General features: G+C 64.3%; 14 protein-coding genes and 1 tRNA gene. 12 read left to right on the forward strand and 3 right to left on the reverse strand.

Annotation, left to right across the window (positions count from 1 at the left end; genetic code table 11):
* Nucleotides 1-30 precede the first annotated feature (30 nt).
* From NDN01_RS02160 to NDN01_RS02170, 3 genes are all read left to right on the forward strand, one after another.
* The gene (locus NDN01_RS02160) at nucleotides 31-3435 is read left to right on the forward strand and encodes an acyl-[ACP]--phospholipid O-acyltransferase (RefSeq protein ID WP_272625498.1); all 3405 of its coding nucleotides are present in this window, start codon (nucleotides 31-33) and stop codon (nucleotides 3433-3435) included.
* A 527-nt stretch (nucleotides 3436-3962) separates the two neighbouring features.
* Nucleotides 3963-4301, forward strand: coding sequence for a BLUF domain-containing protein (locus NDN01_RS25940; protein WP_443025278.1), 339 nt, complete (start codon nucleotides 3963-3965; stop codon nucleotides 4299-4301).
* Nucleotides 4302-4693: 392 nt separating this feature from the next.
* Entirely contained in the window at nucleotides 4694-4876 is a 183-nt protein-coding gene (locus tag NDN01_RS02170) for a CsbD family protein (RefSeq protein WP_272625500.1), read from the forward strand.
* Between the two features lie 362 nt (nucleotides 4877-5238).
* On the opposite strand, the gene NDN01_RS02175 is transcribed toward NDN01_RS02170, so the two are convergent.
* Nucleotides 5239-5314 (reverse strand) — tRNA-Ala (locus NDN01_RS02175).
* 245 nt (nucleotides 5315-5559) lie between these two features.
* On the opposite strand from NDN01_RS02175, the gene NDN01_RS02180 reads away from it, so the two are divergent.
* Both NDN01_RS02180 and NDN01_RS02185 read left to right on the forward strand, forming a co-directional pair.
* Nucleotides 5560-6555, forward strand: coding sequence for a DUF2171 domain-containing protein (locus tag NDN01_RS02180; protein WP_272625501.1), 996 nt, complete (start codon nucleotides 5560-5562; stop codon nucleotides 6553-6555).
* 281 nt (nucleotides 6556-6836) lie between these two features.
* Nucleotides 6837-7430, forward strand: a complete 594-nt coding sequence (locus NDN01_RS02185; protein ID WP_272625502.1) for a DUF6058 family natural product biosynthesis protein — start codon at nucleotides 6837-6839, stop codon at nucleotides 7428-7430.
* Here NDN01_RS02185 and ypfJ read toward each other — a convergent pair.
* Nucleotides 7427-8347 carry a KPN_02809 family neutral zinc metallopeptidase gene (ypfJ, locus tag NDN01_RS02190; RefSeq protein ID WP_272625503.1) on the reverse strand — a complete coding sequence of 307 codons (921 nt, stop codon included), beginning with the start codon at nucleotides 8345-8347 and terminating at the stop codon, nucleotides 7427-7429. The two genes, NDN01_RS02185 and ypfJ, sit on opposite strands and share 4 nt — an antisense overlap.
* A 197-nt stretch (nucleotides 8348-8544) precedes the next feature.
* Here ypfJ and NDN01_RS02195 point away from each other — a divergent pair, with 197 nt between their 5' ends.
* The 3 genes from NDN01_RS02195 (at nucleotide 8545) to NDN01_RS02205 (ending at nucleotide 11296) form a co-directional block, all read left to right on the forward strand.
* On the forward strand, nucleotides 8545-9708 hold the full coding sequence (locus NDN01_RS02195) for a patatin-like phospholipase family protein (protein ID WP_272628458.1): 1164 nt from the start codon (nucleotides 8545-8547) through the stop codon (nucleotides 9706-9708).
* A gap of 22 nt (nucleotides 9709-9730) precedes the next feature.
* Nucleotides 9731-10516, forward strand: a complete 786-nt coding sequence (locus tag NDN01_RS02200) for a 3-hydroxybutyrate dehydrogenase (protein WP_272625504.1) — start codon at nucleotides 9731-9733, stop codon at nucleotides 10514-10516.
* An 81-nt stretch (nucleotides 10517-10597) separates the two neighbouring features.
* A complete protein-coding gene (locus NDN01_RS02205) occupies nucleotides 10598-11296 on the forward strand; it encodes a DUF4893 domain-containing protein (protein WP_272625505.1) in 699 nt (232 codons plus the stop codon).
* A gap of 10 nt (nucleotides 11297-11306) precedes the next feature.
* On the opposite strand, the gene NDN01_RS02210 is transcribed toward NDN01_RS02205, so the two are convergent.
* Complete coding sequence (locus NDN01_RS02210; RefSeq protein WP_272625506.1) at nucleotides 11307-12266, reverse strand: cation diffusion facilitator family transporter; 960 nt, start codon at nucleotides 12264-12266, stop codon at nucleotides 11307-11309.
* Nucleotides 12267-12359: 93 nt separating this feature from the next.
* On the opposite strand from NDN01_RS02210, the gene NDN01_RS02215 reads away from it, so the two are divergent.
* The 4 genes from NDN01_RS02215 (at nucleotide 12360) to NDN01_RS02230 (ending at nucleotide 16400) form a co-directional block, all read left to right on the forward strand.
* Nucleotides 12360-12605, forward strand: a complete 246-nt coding sequence (locus NDN01_RS02215) for an AbrB/MazE/SpoVT family DNA-binding domain-containing protein (protein ID WP_272625507.1) — start codon at nucleotides 12360-12362, stop codon at nucleotides 12603-12605.
* Between the two features lie 3 nt (nucleotides 12606-12608).
* Nucleotides 12609-12998: a type II toxin-antitoxin system death-on-curing family toxin gene (locus tag NDN01_RS02220; protein WP_272625508.1), complete on the forward strand. Its 390-nt coding sequence runs from the start codon at nucleotides 12609-12611 to the stop codon at nucleotides 12996-12998.
* A gap of 284 nt (nucleotides 12999-13282) precedes the next feature.
* The gene (locus tag NDN01_RS02225) at nucleotides 13283-14665 is read left to right on the forward strand and encodes a helix-turn-helix domain-containing protein (RefSeq protein WP_272625509.1); all 1383 of its coding nucleotides are present in this window, start codon (nucleotides 13283-13285) and stop codon (nucleotides 14663-14665) included.
* A 139-nt stretch (nucleotides 14666-14804) separates the two neighbouring features.
* Nucleotides 14805-16400, forward strand: coding sequence for an isocitrate lyase (locus NDN01_RS02230; RefSeq protein ID WP_272625510.1), 1596 nt, complete (start codon nucleotides 14805-14807; stop codon nucleotides 16398-16400).
* Nucleotides 16401-16453: the final 53 nt, after the last annotated feature.

Genomic DNA, 16453 nt, shown 5'->3' on the forward strand with positions numbered 1-16453 from the left:
TCGCCCGTTCAGCTGGGAGGCACCTGATCAATGTCGGCACCCGATTTCTCGCTGCTCGCGAAACGGCGCTTCGCGCCGATGTTCGTCGTCCAGTTCCTTGGGGCGTTCAACGACAATGTCCTGAAGTTCGCGATGCTCAGCCTCGCGACCTACACGCTATTCCCGCAGGACCCGAACCATGTCGCCCTGCTCGGCAACATCGCGACGGGCCTTTTCATCCTGCCCTATTTCCTCTTCTCCGCGATGGCGGGGCAGATTGCCGATGCGTGGGACAAGGCCCGGCTGGTCCGCATCATCAAGGGCGCTGAAATCGCTATCATGGGCCTTGGCCTGATCGGTTTCTGGTTTCAGTCGGTGCCGGCGCTGCTCGCCGCCCTGTTCATGATGGGCATGCACTCGACCTTTTTCGGCCCGGTCAAATATTCGATCCTGCCCCAGCATCTCCAGCATAACGAGATCGTCGGGGGCACCGGCCTGATCGAGGGCGGCACCTTCCTCGCCATCCTGGGCGGGCAGTTGCTCGCGGTGACCGGCGTGCTGCCGGCGTGGGAATGCGGCCTGGCGGCCACCGCGCTGGCTGGCGTTGGCTTCGCGGCAAGCCTGGCGATCCCGCCCGCGCCGCCGGCGGCGCCCGACCTGAGGATCGACCGAAATCCGTTCCGCAGTACCTGGCAGATCCTGAAGTCGGCGCATGAGGGTGAAGGGGTGTGGCTGTGCATCCTCGGGATCAGCTGGTTCTTCGCGGTTGGCGCGATCCTCGTCACCAATTTCCTGCCGCTGGTATCCGGCGCATTGGGCGGCACGCAGGGCGTGGTGACGCTGTTCCTGATCATCTTCTCCGTGTCGATCGCGCTCGGCTCGACCCTGGTCAACCGACTGCTCAAGGGAGCCGTGTCGGCGAAATATGTGCCGGCCTCGGCACTGGCGATGGCGGCCTTCATGATCGACCTGTGGCTCGCCACCCGCCACTATCCGATCCCCGGCACGCCGGTGACCTCCTGGGAGTTCGCGAAGAACCCGGGCAACTGGCGGGTGCTGGTCGATCTCGTCGGCATCTCGGCTGCAGGCGGCATGTTCGTCGTGCCGCTCTATGCGATCCTCCAGACGGCGACCCCGCCGGAGGAGCGCTCGCGCATCATCGCCGCCAACAATATCGTCAACGCGGCGATCATGGTCGCGGTGGTGGCGGTCGTCCTCTTCATCCAGGCCCAGGGCGCGAGCATCCCCGGCGTGATAGGGGCGCTTGGCTTCTCCACCATGGCGATCGCGCTGATCTCCTGCTGGCTGTTGCCGGAGACGGTGATCAAGTCGCTCCTGCGCGGCCTGCTCACCCTGGTCTATCGCATCGAGGTGCACGGCGCGGAGAATATGCCGCAACCGGGCGAACGCGCCGTCGTGGTGGTCAATCACGTGTCCTGGCTGGACGGCCTGCTCCTCGCCGTGTTCCTGCCCGGCAAGCCGGTGTTCGCGGTCAACAGCCTGGTGGTGAAGCTGTGGTGGATCCAGCCGGCGCTGAAGCTGTTCCGCGCCTTTCCGGTCGATCCGACCAACCCGATGTCGGCCAAGTCGATGGTCAAGGCGGTGCGCGGCGGTAACACCCTGGTGATCTTCCCTGAGGGGCGCATCACCGTCACCGGCGCGCTGATGAAGATCTTCGACGGCCCCGGCATGGTTGCCGACAAGGCCGATGCGCCGATCGTCCCGGTACGCATCGACGGGGCACAGTTCACACCCTTCTCCTATCTCAAGGGCAAGGTCAGGCAGCGCACCTTCCCGCAGATCAGCCTGACGATCCTGCCGCCGCGCCGCTTCGTGATCGAGGGGCAGATGAGCGCGCGTGCGCGCCGCGCCATCGCCGGGCGGCATCTCTACGACGTGATGAGCGACATGATCTTCGCCACCTCCGACATCGACCGGACCCTGTTCCAGGCGCTGCTCGACGCGAAGGACATTCATGGCGGCAAGACGGCGGTGGTCGAGGACATCAAGCGCGATCCGCTGACCTACAAAAAGCTGATCACCGGCAGCCTGGCGCTTGGCCGCACGTTCGAACGGGGCACGAAGCAGGGCGAGGCGGTCGGCGTGCTGCTGCCCAACGTGTCGAGCGTGGTGGCGACCTTCTTCGCGCTCCAGACGATCGGGCGGGTGCCGGCGATGCTCAACTATACCGCCGGTCTCGCCAACCTGAAGGCGGCGTGCGTGGCGGCGGAGGTCCGCACCATCGTCACCGCGCGCGCCTTCATCGCCCAGGCCAAGCTCGAGGCGGTGGCCGAGGGGCTGGCGGCGGAGGGTATTGCGATCCGCTATCTTGAGGATGTCGCGGCCGGCATCGGTACGGGTGCCAAGCTTCGTGCCCTGCTCGCCACCCGCTTTGCCGGCCGGCTGCATCGCCGTCGCGTCGTCCCGCCGACGAGCGGCGCGGTGATCCTGTTCACCAGCGGATCGGAAGGCCTGCCCAAGGGCGTGGTGCTCACTCATCGCAACCTGCTGGCCAATTGCCTGCAGCTCTCGGCGCGGATCGACTTCAACAAGAGCGACCTGGTGCTGAATGCGCTACCGGTCTTCCACAGCTTCGGTCTGACCGGTGGCACGCTCCTGCCGATCCTCAGCGGCATCAAGACCCTGCTTTATCCGAGCCCGCTGCATTACCGGATCGTGCCAGCCCTGGCCTATGACGCAAATGCGACGATCCTGTTCGGCACCGACACTTTCCTCGCCGGTTATGCGCGCATGGCGCACAGCTATGATTTCTATTCGCTGCGCTACATCTTCGCCGGGGCCGAGCGCGTGCGGGACGAGACGCGGCGTGCCTATGCCGACAAGTTCGGGCTGCGTATCCTTGAAGGTTACGGCGCGACCGAGGCGGGGCCGGTGATCGCGGTCAACACGCCGATGTATTTCCGCTCGGGCAGCGTCGGCCGCCTGCTGCCGGGGATCGAGGCGACGCTTGAGGCGGTACCCGGTATCGAGGAGGGCGGGCGCCTGTCGATCCGTGGCCCGAACATCATGGCCGGCTATCTCAAGGTCGACGCACCCGGCCAGCTCCAGCCCCCGGCCGAAGGCTGGCACGATACCGGCGATATCGTCACGATCGACGAGGCCGGCTTCGTCACCATTCGCGGCCGCGCCAAGCGCTTCGCCAAGATCGGCGGCGAGATGGTCTCGCTCCCCGCGGTCGAGGGCTATGCCGCCGCGCTATGGCCTGACTCGGAGCACGCCGTCGTCACCCGGCCTGACGCACGCAAGGGCGAGCAACTCGTGTTGTTCACCACCCGCGCAAATGCCAGCGCAGCCGAACTGCTGGCCTGGGGCAAGGCGAACGGCGTGGCCGAACTGGCGCTGCCGCGCGAGATACGCGTGGTCGACGCGCTGCCCGTGCTCGGCACCGGCAAGCTCGATTATGTGACGATGGGGGAGATGGCGGCGGGCGGCTGATCGGCTTGGATGAATCTGGCGCCGGAATGTGGTCAGTTTTTCGCCTCTCCAGCGGAGGAGCAGAGGGCGCGTTCGAATTGGTCGGCACAACCGCACCGGCTGGCTCGGATGGTTCATTGGCCAGAGATTCGAGGGTGCCGCTTAATCGATTATATTAAGGTTCTCAGCCCCTCCAGCCGGCAACGCTAGTCGCGGGTATGACAGGGATGTGGGTAGGATTTACCAAGTCCGCCCTGGATGTGAACTGCACTGGACTATACGGTGGGCGAGAAGATCCGCACCAACGAAAGACCCGGTATCCTGCTCGAGCAATGGAGCGACGAGGCCTCTCGTGTTCCTGGATGGGTTCAGAAGCTGCGGCAGTTTCTATTAGGCTGAATACACGACCTCTGACTAGCGGTGTGATCGTGCCCCGGAACGGAGGAACGATTGGCACGTTATGCCAAGTAGATGAAGGGCAAAGGAACTGATTTCTGCTGCAGCTTGTCTATACCAGCGTAGCCCGGAAGGGTCTTGATCTCGGCGAAATAACGCATTTATGCGAGCAGGCCCGGAGCAACAACAAGATCTTTGAGATTACCGGTGTCTTGGCATGCAAGTCGGGCCGATTCCTTCAGGTTCTTGAAGGTCCGAAAGAGGCCGTTGAGGATACCTTCCTGCGCATCGTCAGGGACGATCGTCATCACGACCTGCTCTTGCTGAGCCGACGCGTCACGACCCGGCGCGAGTTCGGTGAATGGGACATGGCCTATCGCGAGGATCGGGCCCAGATAGACGAGGTCGCGGCTCGGGTTGCCGAGCTGACCGCCAGCGCCGCCGAGCCGGTCAGGCAAGCCTTTGCCGATTTCCTGAACGCGCCAGATTAGGGCGCTTCCAGCTCCGGGGCGATCGCGGCACTGCTGGATCGATTGCGGACAACGGGGCGGTTTTGCGAGCATGGCTCCGGCAAGCCGATGCAGTCAGATCGATGGGGGAAACGTTGTCCTGGATGGTCTTGCGTGAGGTCGCGTGCGACCACCCTGTGAGCCGCCATTTCATCATTCAGGTTCTGCTCTCGGCGAACCCTTGGATACGAGCACCGTACCCTGGAGACGAAGGTGCCCGGAGCTGGCGAGAAAATTCCTCAGCGAGACGCCAGGTTCTACCGGGACCGGCTCATGCATCGTGTTCTGAGCCCATGTGTCGTTTTGGCGGAACGATTCGCGCCAGCGAGATTTGAGCACCCGCGGCATCGTTGCCGCTTGTGAGGAGAGTTCCCGTGGGTGAGTTCGCAGACAAAGCCAAAGGTGTTGCAAACGAGGCGATCGGCAAGACCAAGGAAGCGGTCGGCAAGGCGACCGGCGACCACAAGCTCGAGGCGTCAGGCGCGGCCCAGGTCATCAAGGGCAAAGCCGAAAAAGCCGTCGGTGACGCAAAGGGCGCGATCAAGAAGCACCTCTGAGCCGATATGGCGCGGCCTTTGATTGGGCCGCGCCTTATTCACCGCCGCCCACGCCTCCAGCGCCACACGCAAGGACAAGGACAGGTCCGCTCGCTGTACCGTCATAGGCGGCGTTGCCAGATACTAAGTTGACTCGCACCCTCGGATTCCGCCGTAGGTCGTCACGGCCTGACCTCGAACCGCGCGCATCCAGTTCCGCGCCAGGCTTATCGAGTGAATAATGCTTGGCGCTTTTGCTGGCTCGATCGTCATCATTCAGCGCCGCTCGCCCTTGTTCGCATCATTGTGTGGGAGCAATTGGGGCCTGGCGTATCTATTGTTCAATATTTTCGCAGGGTACCAATATCTTGGTCGGCGGGCGCTGGTGGAGCTGAGGGGAATCGAACCCCTGACCTCTGCAGTGCGATTGCAGCGCTCTCCCATCTGAGCTACAGCCCCGCACCCGCTCCGGGTCCGTATTTCGGGCCGGAACCGCGCGTTTAGCGAGCCTTTCAGGGCGATGCAACCGGATCGCCCGGGCCCTCCGAACTTTCGCTGCGCCGAACTGCTCCAACGACGCGGCGAGATTTCGCTACGTCAGCGTAACTATCGGAACAATCACGGCTTTCATCCCTTTCTTGGCTGTCGGGCAGGCGCGATAGTGCGGCCCGCCGGCACCGCAGAATTGAAGGAAGGACGCCGTCATGGATAATGGACGCTATCTCCGCAACACCAACCCGCAGGCCGACTATTCGGACAGCGGCGAAGGGAACTACACCCGCGATTACGGGTCTGGCCAGGACTACACCTATTCAAGCGCCCGGGAATATCGGGCGGCGGGCGAACTGGGGCGCGGTCGTGACGGGGACGAGGGTCGGCGCGACTATGGGCCGCGCGACTACGGCAATTCGGGCTATGCCTATCGCGACCAGCGCGGGCTTGGCCAGGGTCAGCGTCGCTATACTCGCGATAGCGGTTTCCAGGGCGACTATCGCGGCAGTTATGGTGCTGACGGGCATCGCTTCACCGAGACGGGTGACCGCGATTATCGCCGCCGGGACACCTATGGCCAGCGGCGGGATCGTGAACGGCCCGAAGGCTATGACTATCAGGATCGGGACTTTTTCAGCCGTGCCGGTGACGAGGTTCGTTCGTGGTTCGGCGACGAGGAGGCGGAGCGTCGCCGTGAACTGGACTCGCGCTACGACGAACGCCATGGCGGCGGACGCCAGCACAGCCCCTATGCGCGCGACGACGATTATCATAGCTGGCGCCGGTCGCAGATCGACGCGCTGGACCGTGACTATGACGAATATCGCCACGAGAACCGCTCGAAGTTCGAGAACGAGTTCGGCAGCTGGCGCACAGAACGCCAGACGCAGCGCAGCGCGCTGTCGAAGGTTTCCGAGCATATGGAAGTGCTCGGCTCCGATGGTGAGCATGTCGGCACCGTCGACAAGGTGCGCGGCGATCGCATCATCCTGACCAAGAGCGATGTCGATGCCGGCGGACGACACCATTCGATCCCGTCGCGCTGGATCGAGTCGGTCGATGACAAGGTGAAGATCCGCAAGACGGCGGAGGATGCCAAGGCACACTGGCGCGACGAGGAGCGCAGCGGCGCCTTCTTCAACGAGAATCGCGACGAGGACAGCGGCAAGGGCCGGCATACTCCCAACCGCAGCTTCTCGGGCACCTGAAGCCTTTTTCCCTCTCTCGGTAGGAGAGGGGCAAGTCGTTTAGCGGCGTGGGGTGAGGGCGATCGGTGTACATCGGTTGTCCTCGCCCTTCCCTTCGCAAATGCTCTTTGTGGCCGGGCATCGTTCAGGCACGGCCGAAGCATCTTTCCAGCTTACGGCGCTATGGCTGGCGCATGACAAATCTTGCCTAAGTCCAGCGCTGGTTCCTGACGCCTCAATTCTTCTGCCGACAGATCGGTGCTGCTCCTGATCTCGTCGAAAGTCTCGTCGCGGCCGGTGCGATGCCCGGTCCCATCTATGCCGAGCATGACGGCGTCTGGTGGAGTGCGCTCGAGGCGACTGAAGCGCCGCCGCTCGGCAAGCTCTGGTATGCTCCGGCCGCCATCTGGTGGGGGCGTCGCGCGCTGCTTGGTCTGAAGCGAGGCCTGTCCGTCGAGGAAGCGGCGATACGGAATCGCGCGCATTTCATCGCGACCTTTGTCGAGGCCCTGGCCGCTGAACCGCTTGCCATTCTTGCCTCTCCCGGCGCCTTCGCGAAAGCGAGTGTCGATCCCGAAGGCGCCATCCGTTGCGCCGAAGCCGAATGGGCAAGCTGGACTGATGGAGGCTATGCCGTCTGCCTGCGGCGGTTCTCGGGCGAGAGCTGCGTCAGGAAGGAATCCCTCTCTCGGCGCATCCGCCATCACATGGAACAGGTGCCCGGCTATCGGCTCGACGACGATGCGCTGTTCGACCTGGTCGAACGGCTGGAGAACCTGATGCTGCCTTTTGCGCCATGGCAGCGGCGCACGGGATCGCCGGGCCGGGCGGTGGATGCGCCGCTTGCCGCCATGGGGCTTGGTGCCGAGATCCCGTACGATATCGGCGGGGATTAGATCGCTCCGCTGAACGTATCGCACTGGTTGGGATCGCCGCTGTCGAGCCCGCGCTTCAACCAGGCCATGCGCTGCGCCGAGGTGCCATGAGTGAAGCTGTCGGGTACCACGCGGCCCTGGGCCTCCTGCTGCAGCGTGTCGTCGCCGATCGCGTGCGCGGCGGTCATGCCCTCTTCCAGGTCGCCTGGTTCCATGCGGTCGCGATTCTGCGCTGCCCAGACGCCGGCGAAGCAATCCGCCTGGAGCTCGAGCCGTACCGACAGCGCATTGCCTTGGGCCCGGCTGGAACGTGCCTGCTGCTGCTGCACCTTGTCGGAGGTGCCGAGCAGGTTCTGGATGTGATGGCCGAATTCATGGGCGATCACATAATCCTGCGCGAAATCGCCCTTGGCGCCGAAGCGGGTGGCGAGCTCGTCGAAGAAGCTGGTGTCGAGATAGATGCCCTGGTCGCTCGGGCAGTAGAATGGCCCCATCGCGCTCTGCGCAGCGCCGCAGCCGGAACGTCCTTCGCCGCCATAGAAGACCAGCTTGGGCTGGACGAAGCGCTCGCCGCCGCGGCTGAACAGTGCCGCCCAGGTCTTGTCGGCCGAGCTGAACGCGTTGCACGCCGCCTTGCTTGCCGCATTGAGCGTGCAGCTCGATTTCGTGTCGGTGCCGCCCGCCTGGCGATCGCTGACCTGAGTCGTCGGCGCGGACAATTGGCTGCCCCCGCCGGTGAGCGAGCCGAGACCGCCGCCAAAGATCGCGAAGACGATCAGCAGGACGACCACGCCGCCGCAGCCGAATCGGCTGAACACCAGCGGCAGCAGCCCGAACAGCATGCCGCCGCCCCCGCCACCGCCGCCGAACCCTAGTCCGCCGCCCTGTCCGCGCTGATCCTCGACATTGATGTTGGGATCGAAATCGTCGAGCCGCATGGGAGTGTTCCGGGGTCGTTGCCGATGCGGCATGAATGCGCGGCGGCCCGGCTTGTTGCAAGCGTCGCGGCGATATTCGGGCGTTAGGCCCTTTCTTGCCACCCGCCGCCCTTTCGTGCCGCCCGCCGAGCGTGCGTGACGCGCTTTTCATCAAACTGCCGTTGATCCTGCCGTCGCGGCGGCGCATGGCGAGATCGATGGCCGATGTCGAACCTACCAGGCCGCCGCGCCAGGCTGATGCGCTGCCGCTGCCCGATTGCGTCGCGCTGGTGCTCCAGGGCGGCGGAGCGCTCGGCAGCTTCCAGGCGGGCGTGATCGAGGGACTGGCGAGCCGCGGGATCGAGATAGACTGGGTCGCCGGAATCTCGATCGGCGCGGTCAATGCGGCGATCGTCGCCGGCAATCCGCCGCACAAGCGGGTCGAAATGCTCACCGCCTTCTGGGACATGGTGACGTCGTCCCTGCCCAGCTTCCCCATCTATCCCGACGATCATATCCGCGAATGGCTGCACGAATGGTCGGCCGGCTACGTCATGGCCGCTGGCGTGCCCGGCTTTTTCACGCCCCGCATGGTTTCACCGGTATTCGCCGCGCCAGGCACGTGCGAGGCGCTGAGCTTCTATGATTCGACGCCGCTGAAGGAGACGCTCGATTCGCTGGTCGACTGGGATCTGCTGAACAACGGTCCGGTCCGGCTCTCCGTCGGCGCGGTCGATGTGGAGAGCGGCAACTTCACCTATTTCGACACCACCACGACCCGAATCGACGCGCGGCACATCATGGCATCCGGGGCGCTGCCGCCCGGCCTCCCGCCGGTCGAGATCGACGGGAAATGGTGGTGGGACGGGGGGCTCGTCTCCAACACCCCGCTGACTCATGTGCTGGACAACCAGTCGGAGCCCCTGCTCGCGTTCCAGGTCGATCTTTTCGCCGCGGCAGCCGAACGGCCCAAGACGATCATGGATGTCGCTGCGCGCGAGAAGGAGATTCGCTTCTCGAGCCGGACCCGGCAGGTATCCAATCAGGTGATGCGCATCCGCAAGGACCGGGAGATCGCGCGCAAGGTGCTCGCCAAGCTGCCGGAATCGATGCTGGAAGATCCCGATGTCGCGGCGCTGGCCGCCTGCTCGGCTGAGCACCCGGTCAGCCTCGTCCAGCTCATCTATCGCACCAACGCCTGGGAAGGCGGGTCGCGCGACTTCGAATTCTCGGCGCGGACCATGCGCGAACATTGGCATGCCGGGCGCGAGGCGGTCGCCGAGACGATGGTCAATGCGCGCCTCGTTGCGGCCAACATCGAAACCGGCAAGACAGCGGCGTTCGACCTGACGGTGCGCCCCCCGGCCAAATCCGCCACCTGACGTTTCAACCACGGAGATACCCATGTTCCTCAAGGGCAAGAGCGCGATCATCACCGGTTCCACCTCGGGCATCGGCCTTGCCTATGCCAAGGCGCTGGCCGGCGAGGGTGCGAGCGTGATGATCAACGGCTTTGGCGATGCCGCGGCGATCGAGACGGAGCGCGCCGCGCTTGAGGCGACGAACGGCGCCAAGGCGCTGTACGATGCCGCCGACATGACTGATCCGGCGGCGATCGCCGCGATGGTCAAGCGCTGCCATGACGAGCTTGGCGGGCCGGACATCATCATCAACAATGCCGGCATCCAGCATGTCGCGCCGATCGAGGATTTCCCGGCCGACGCGTTCGAGGCGATCATCAAGATCAACCTCACCTCGGCCTGGTACATGATGCGCGCGGCGGTGTCGTACATGAAGGCGGCGAAATGGGGCCGGATCATCTCGACCGCCTCGGCCCATTCGCTCGTCGCGAGCCCCAACAAAAGCGCCTATGTGATGGCCAAGTTCGGCATTGCCGGCCTGACCAAGACGATCGCGCTCGAGACGGCGACCGACGGCATCACCGTCAATTGCATCTCGCCCGGCTATGTCTGGACGCCCCTTGTCGAGAACCAGATTCCTGACACGATGAAGGCGCGGAACATGACGCGCGAGCAGGTGTTGAACGATGTGTTGCTCTCCGCTCAGCCGACCAAGGAGTTCGTGACGTCGGAGCAGGTCGCGGCACTTGGCCTGTTCCTGTGCCGGGACGAGGCGAAGTCGATCACCGGCGCGAACCTGTCGGTCGACGGAGGCTGGACTGCTGCCTAGGCATCTGCTCGGGCTCAATCGGGTTGGCATTCGAGGCGGGGCATGGTTAGCTGCACCCTTGCTGTAGAAAGAACCGGTCGCTTGAAAAGACTATCCCTCGGCCTGTGCGGTTGCGCTCTCCTCGCCGGTTGCGGCGGCAAGGCGCACAAGTCCGTCGAGGTTGCCGCGCCGCCGGTGATCGTGTCGACGACCACGCCACCGCCGGTGCCGGTACCACCTTTGCCGGCGGCGCTGAAGACGGCGGGCGCGGACTGGCACAAGGTCGTGACCGACCGTGATCGGGAAAGGCTGCGCACCTGGCGTACCGCCTGGCTCACTGCCCTGGCAAAGGTCAAGGCAGCCGGTCGCGGTGCTGACCTGACCGGGCAAGGCAGCCTGTTCGAGCCCGACAGGGCGCTGACGAAGCCGGCGCCTCCCCCGGGGCGGTATCGCTGCCGCGTTTTCAAGCTGGGCGCCAACGGCACCGCGATGCGCGATTTCACTGCCTATCCACCCTATGAATGCCGGGTCAACGACGAGGGCGAGGTATCAAGCCTGTACAAGGCCGGCGGATCGCAGCGCCCGGTGGGGCTGTTGTTCGCCGACAGTGCCTCGCGGCAGGTGTTTCTCGGCACGATGATGTTCGGTGACGAGAAGAAGCCGATGGATTATGGCCACGACAATGGCCGGGACATGGTCGGCTATATCGAGCGCGTCGACGAGAGGCGCTGGCGGCTGGTACTGCCCTGGCCGAAGTTCGAATCGATCATCGACGTGATCGAACTGGTGCCGGCGGAATAGCCGGCGGGCATCAGCCGCCGTTCTCCGCTTCGTTGAGATGGAGAAGGGGCGCATCCTCCCGCCGTTCGGGGCGGATATAGATTGAGGAGAGCATCGGCAGCGCTGCCTTGAGCTCGCTCTCGATCGCTTCGATCAGCGGCTCGGCATCGCCCATGCTGAGCGTGGCGCGGAAATCGGCGCTGATCGCGACGAAGATTCGGTCCGGCGCCGTGTGGAGCGTGCGGACATGGTTCACCCAGATGATCTCCGGACGTGAATCGACGATCTTGCGCACTTGCGCGACGACCGCGGGATCCGCGCCTTCGCCGATCAGCAGGCCCTTGGCCTCCCGCGCGAGCAGGGCGGCGACCACGCCCAGCAGCAGGCCGATCGCGATCGAGGCGACGCCGTCGATGCGCGGATCGCCCCAGGCATGGCTTGCCCACACGCCGATCGCGGCGATCACGAGGCCTGCCAGCGCGGCCGAATCCTCGAACAGCACGATGAAGCCGGCCGGGTCCTTCGACGCGCGCACCGCCTGCCACCAGCTCGTGCCGCGCACCGACCCGGCAAACTCGCGCATGGCGAACAGCCAGGACGCGCCTTCCATCGCGAAGGCGACGGCAAGCACGACATAGTTGATCGTCGGGTCGCGGAGCGGCTCGGGCTCGGCGATATGGACCCAGCCCTCATAGATCGACACGCCAGCGCCGACCGCGAAGATCAGGATCGCGACGACAAAGCTCCAGAAATACAGTTCGCGACCATAGCCGAAGGGATGATCGGCATCGGGCGGGCGGCGCCCGCGTTTCTGGCCGTAGAGCAGCAGGACCTGGTTGAGGCTGTCGACGACCGAGTGGAAACCTTCGGTGAGCATCGAGGACGAGCCCGAAATGGCGGCCGCAACGAACTTCGCGACGGCGATGCCGAGATTGGCCGCGAGCGCCGCATAGATGACGAAGTTGGAGCCGCCATGCTTGGTCGCCGCCACGATCACATTTCCTTCCACAAGCAATCCCGGGCACAGATGGCAGGAGCGCACGAGCGATTGAAACGATCCGCGCCCGTATGTTATAACATAGGTATGAACGCTCCCGTTAGGACCACGAAGAAGTTGAAGCTGATCAAGATCGGCAACTCGATGGGCGTCATCCTGCCCAAGGAGGTGCTGGCCAAGCTAGGTGCGGAGGCGGGTGATTCTCTCGACCTCAGCGATACGCCGGAGGGCATTCACATCCGGCGGCATGACCAAGGTTTTGCCGAGCAGATGGAACTCGCGCGCATGGTGATGAAGCGGCGCCGCAACGCTCTGCGCGAGCTCGCCAAATAAGCGGTGGCGCGGGATTGGATCTGGGTCGACATCGCGGTGACGATTGCCACGCATGAGGAGCAGCTTGCCGAGCACGGCGGTGCAGCGGGCATTCGTGACATGGGCATGCTCGAAAGCGCGCTGGCCCGTCCGCTGAATCTCGTCGCCTATGGCGAGCCCGACATCGCCGATCTTGCCGCGAACTACGCTTTCGGGATCGCGCGCAATCATCCCTTCGTGGACGGCAACAAGCGGACAGCGCTGGTGGTGAGTGAGACCTTTCTCATGCTCAACGGGTATCTGCTCGGTTGCGATGACGTTGAACTCGTCACCGTTTTTCTCGCGCTTGCGGACGGTGAATTGGCCGTCGAGACTTTGGCGGCGTGGTTCCGGAAGCATCTTGCCGCCGCCTGACGGAAATGCCCGCCGACGTATCCGTCGGCGGGCATCCTTTCCTCCCCAGGAAACTTTCAAGGCGCCGCTTCAGGCGGCTTCCTATAGTTGCGTGATTTACAAGGTGGTTACCTGACAGGGTACCTGAGACAGGCGTTACCGTGGGAAATCGTATGAGTCAGGCAGTGCAGGTCTGGCGGGAATGTCGCGGTGTCGTAACTGTGAGGCTCATTTCTGAAATTTTGTAAAAAGTTGACAAATCGTCCCATGCCAGTGAAAGCGGGCGCGTCGAAGGGATGGGCGGAATGGCGGACAGGAAGCTCTTTGCCGGACACGCGGTGCGGCGTCTGCGCCGCCAGGCGGGCCTTACCCAGGCTGCGATGTCCGACGTGCTGGCGATCTCGGCCAGCTACCTGAATCTGGTCGAGCGCAATCAGCGGCCCTTGTCGGCCTCGCTGCTGGTCAAGCTGGCCGAAAGTTTCGATTTCGATCCCCGTGCGCTCGCTGCGGGAGAGCCGGGCGGCGGGGAATCGGCGATCCGGCGGCGGCTCGCCGATCCGATGTTCGCTGACCTCGAGATCGACCGGAACGAGATCGAGGAATGGCTGGCGGGCGCGCCGGGCGGTGCCGAGGCTTTTGCCCGCGCCTATGATCGGGTCGGAGCGGGCGCGGCGCCGGGCGAGGCGAGTGATCCGATCGCCAAGGTGCGGCGGGAGATAGAGCGATGGCGTGGTCATTTCGCCGATCTCGACGGGGCGGCGGAGAAGCTGGCTGACGAATTGCGGCTTGGTGCGGGTGATCTTTACGGCGCGATCGCTGAACGCCTTCGGATCAAGCATCAGCTCACCATCCGAATCCTGCCGGTCGATGTGATGCCTGATCTGCTGCGCCGGCTCGATCTCCATGCGCGTCAGTTGCAGTTGAGCGAGACGCTTGATCCGGCCTCGCGCACCTTTGCCGCTGCCTTCCAGCTCGCCCAGATCGAGGCGCGGGGTGAGATCGAGGCGCTCGCCAAGGGCGCTGGCTTCGCCGATCGCGCGGCGGAGCGGCTCTATCGTCGCCATCTCGCCAGCTATTTCGCCGCCGCGGTGATGATGCCCTATGCGCGCTTCCTCCGGGCGTGCGAGGCGACCGGCTATGATCTCGAACTGCTCCAGCGTCGGTTCGGCGTCGGCTTCGAGCAGGTCGCGCACCGGTTGCAGACCCTGCAGCGTGTCGGCGCGCGGGGGTTGCCCTTCTTCATGGTCAGGGTCGATCGGGCAGGGCAGGCGTCGAAACGCTTTTCGGGCGCGAGCGGATCGCCGCTCGTTGAAGCCGAGGGGCGCTGTCCCTTGTGGCGTGTGCACCATGCCTTCGATCGGCCCGGCACGCTCGCGGTGCAGCTGGTCGAGCTTGAGGATGGTGCCCGCTGGTTCACCATGGCGCGCACGGTGGCGCCGCAAGGCCGGCGCTATGGCGCCGTGCCGGCGGAATTCGCCGTTGGGCTGGGCGTGGCCGCTGACTTCGCCGACGGGTTGGCGGCGGCGCGGGGAGTCGACCTCAAGGGCGAGGCGACGCCGATCGGCCTTGGCTGTCGGGCCTGTCTGCGTGATCGCTGTCCGCAACGTTCGGCACCCCCGACCGGGCGGGCTGTGTTGATCAACGAGCGCGAGCGTGGCGTATCCCCCTTCACATTCGGCGGAGATTGACTCTCTGTTATAAATTTACAAATTCACTAGATTATCTGGCAGGCTGTTACAGCTTAACGCAGTTCTCCTTCGTGGATTCGATCCAACCCTTGTCAATTTGTGTACTGATCCTCGTACTTCATCAAGCGAGGGACGTATCGTGACCTACCAAAGTGACATCGCACAGCTCGGCCAACTCATCGGCGGCAAGAACGGCACCTGGGACGGGATCGATGCCGAGGCGGTGGCGCGCATGCGCGTCCAGAACCGCTTTCGGACCGGGCTCGACATCGCGCGCTATACCGCTGCGATCATGCGCAAGGACATGGCTGCCTATGATGCCGATCCGGCGAACTACACCCAGTCGCTCGGCTGCTGGCACGGGTTCATCGGCCAGCAGAAGCTGATCGCCATCAAGAAGCATTTCGGCTCGACCGAGCGGCGCTATCTTTATCTGTCGGGCTGGATGATCGCGGCGCTCCGGTCGGAATTCGGCCCGCTGCCCGATCAGTCGATGCACGAAAAGACGTCGGTTCCCGCGCTGATCGAGGAACTCTACACCTTTCTGCGCCAGGCTGATGCCCGCGAACTCGGCATGATGTTCCGTGAGCTCGACGCCGCGCGCGAGGCAGGCGACCAGCTCAAGGAGAAGCAACTCCTCGCGTCGGTCGAGAATTACCAGACTCATGTCGTGCCGATCATTGCCGACATCGATGCCGGTTTCGGCAACGCGGAGGCGACCTATCTGCTCGCGAAGAAGATGATCGAGGCGGGCGCCTGCGCGCTGCAGATCGAAAACCAGGTCTCCGACGAGAAGCAATGCGGCCACCAGGACGGCAAGGTCACTGTGCCGCACGAGGACTTCCTCGCGAAGGTCCGCGCGTGCCGCTATGCGTTCCTTGAACTCGGCGTCGAGGACGGCATCATCGTCACGCGGACCGACTCGCTCGGTGCGGGCCTGACCAAGCAGATCGCCTTCAGCAACGAACCGGGCGATCTGGGCGACCAGTATAACGCGTTTCTCGACTGCGAGGAGATCACGCCCGAGAACGCCCGCAGCGGCGACGTGGTCATCAACCGCGACGGCAAGCTCGTGCGGCCCAAGCGGCTGGCGTCGAACCTCTATCAGTTCCGTGCCGGTTCAGGCGAGGATCGCTGCGTCCTCGACAGCATCACCTCGCTTCAGAACGGCGCCGACCTGTTGTGGATCGAGACCGAGAAGCCGCATATCGAACAGATCGCCGGCATGGTCGATCGCATCCGCGAGGTGATCCCCAACGCCAAGCTGGTCTACAACAACTCGCCGTCGTTCAACTGGACGCTCAACTTCCGCCAGCAGGTGTTCGATGCCTGGGCGACGGAGGGCAGGGACGTCTCGGCCTATGACCGGGCGAAGCTGATGAGCGTCGACTATGACGGGACTGAACTGGGCGACGAAGCCGACGAGCGTATCCGCACTTTCCAGGCTGACAGCGCGAAGCGGGCCGGCATCTTCCATCACCTGATCACGCTGCCGACCTATCACACCGCGGCACTGTCGACCGACAATCTGGCGAAGGAATATTTCGGCGAGGCCGGCATGCTCGGCTACGTCCTCGGCGTGCAGCGGCAGGAGATCCGCCAGGGCATCGCCTGCGTGAAGCACCAGAACATGTCGGGTTCCGACATCGGCGACGACCACAAGGAATATTTCGCGGGAGAGGCCGCGCTGAAGGCCGGCGGCGTGCACAACACGATGAACCAGTTCGCGGCGTAAGCGAACGGTGCGTCAGGACAGCGGCCCGGGGTGGGAGCCCCGGGCCGTTTTCC

The organism is Sphingomonas sp. QA11 (assembly GCF_028473665.1).
GTDB classification, from domain to species: Bacteria; Pseudomonadota; Alphaproteobacteria; order Sphingomonadales; family Sphingomonadaceae; genus Sphingomonas; species Sphingomonas phytovorans.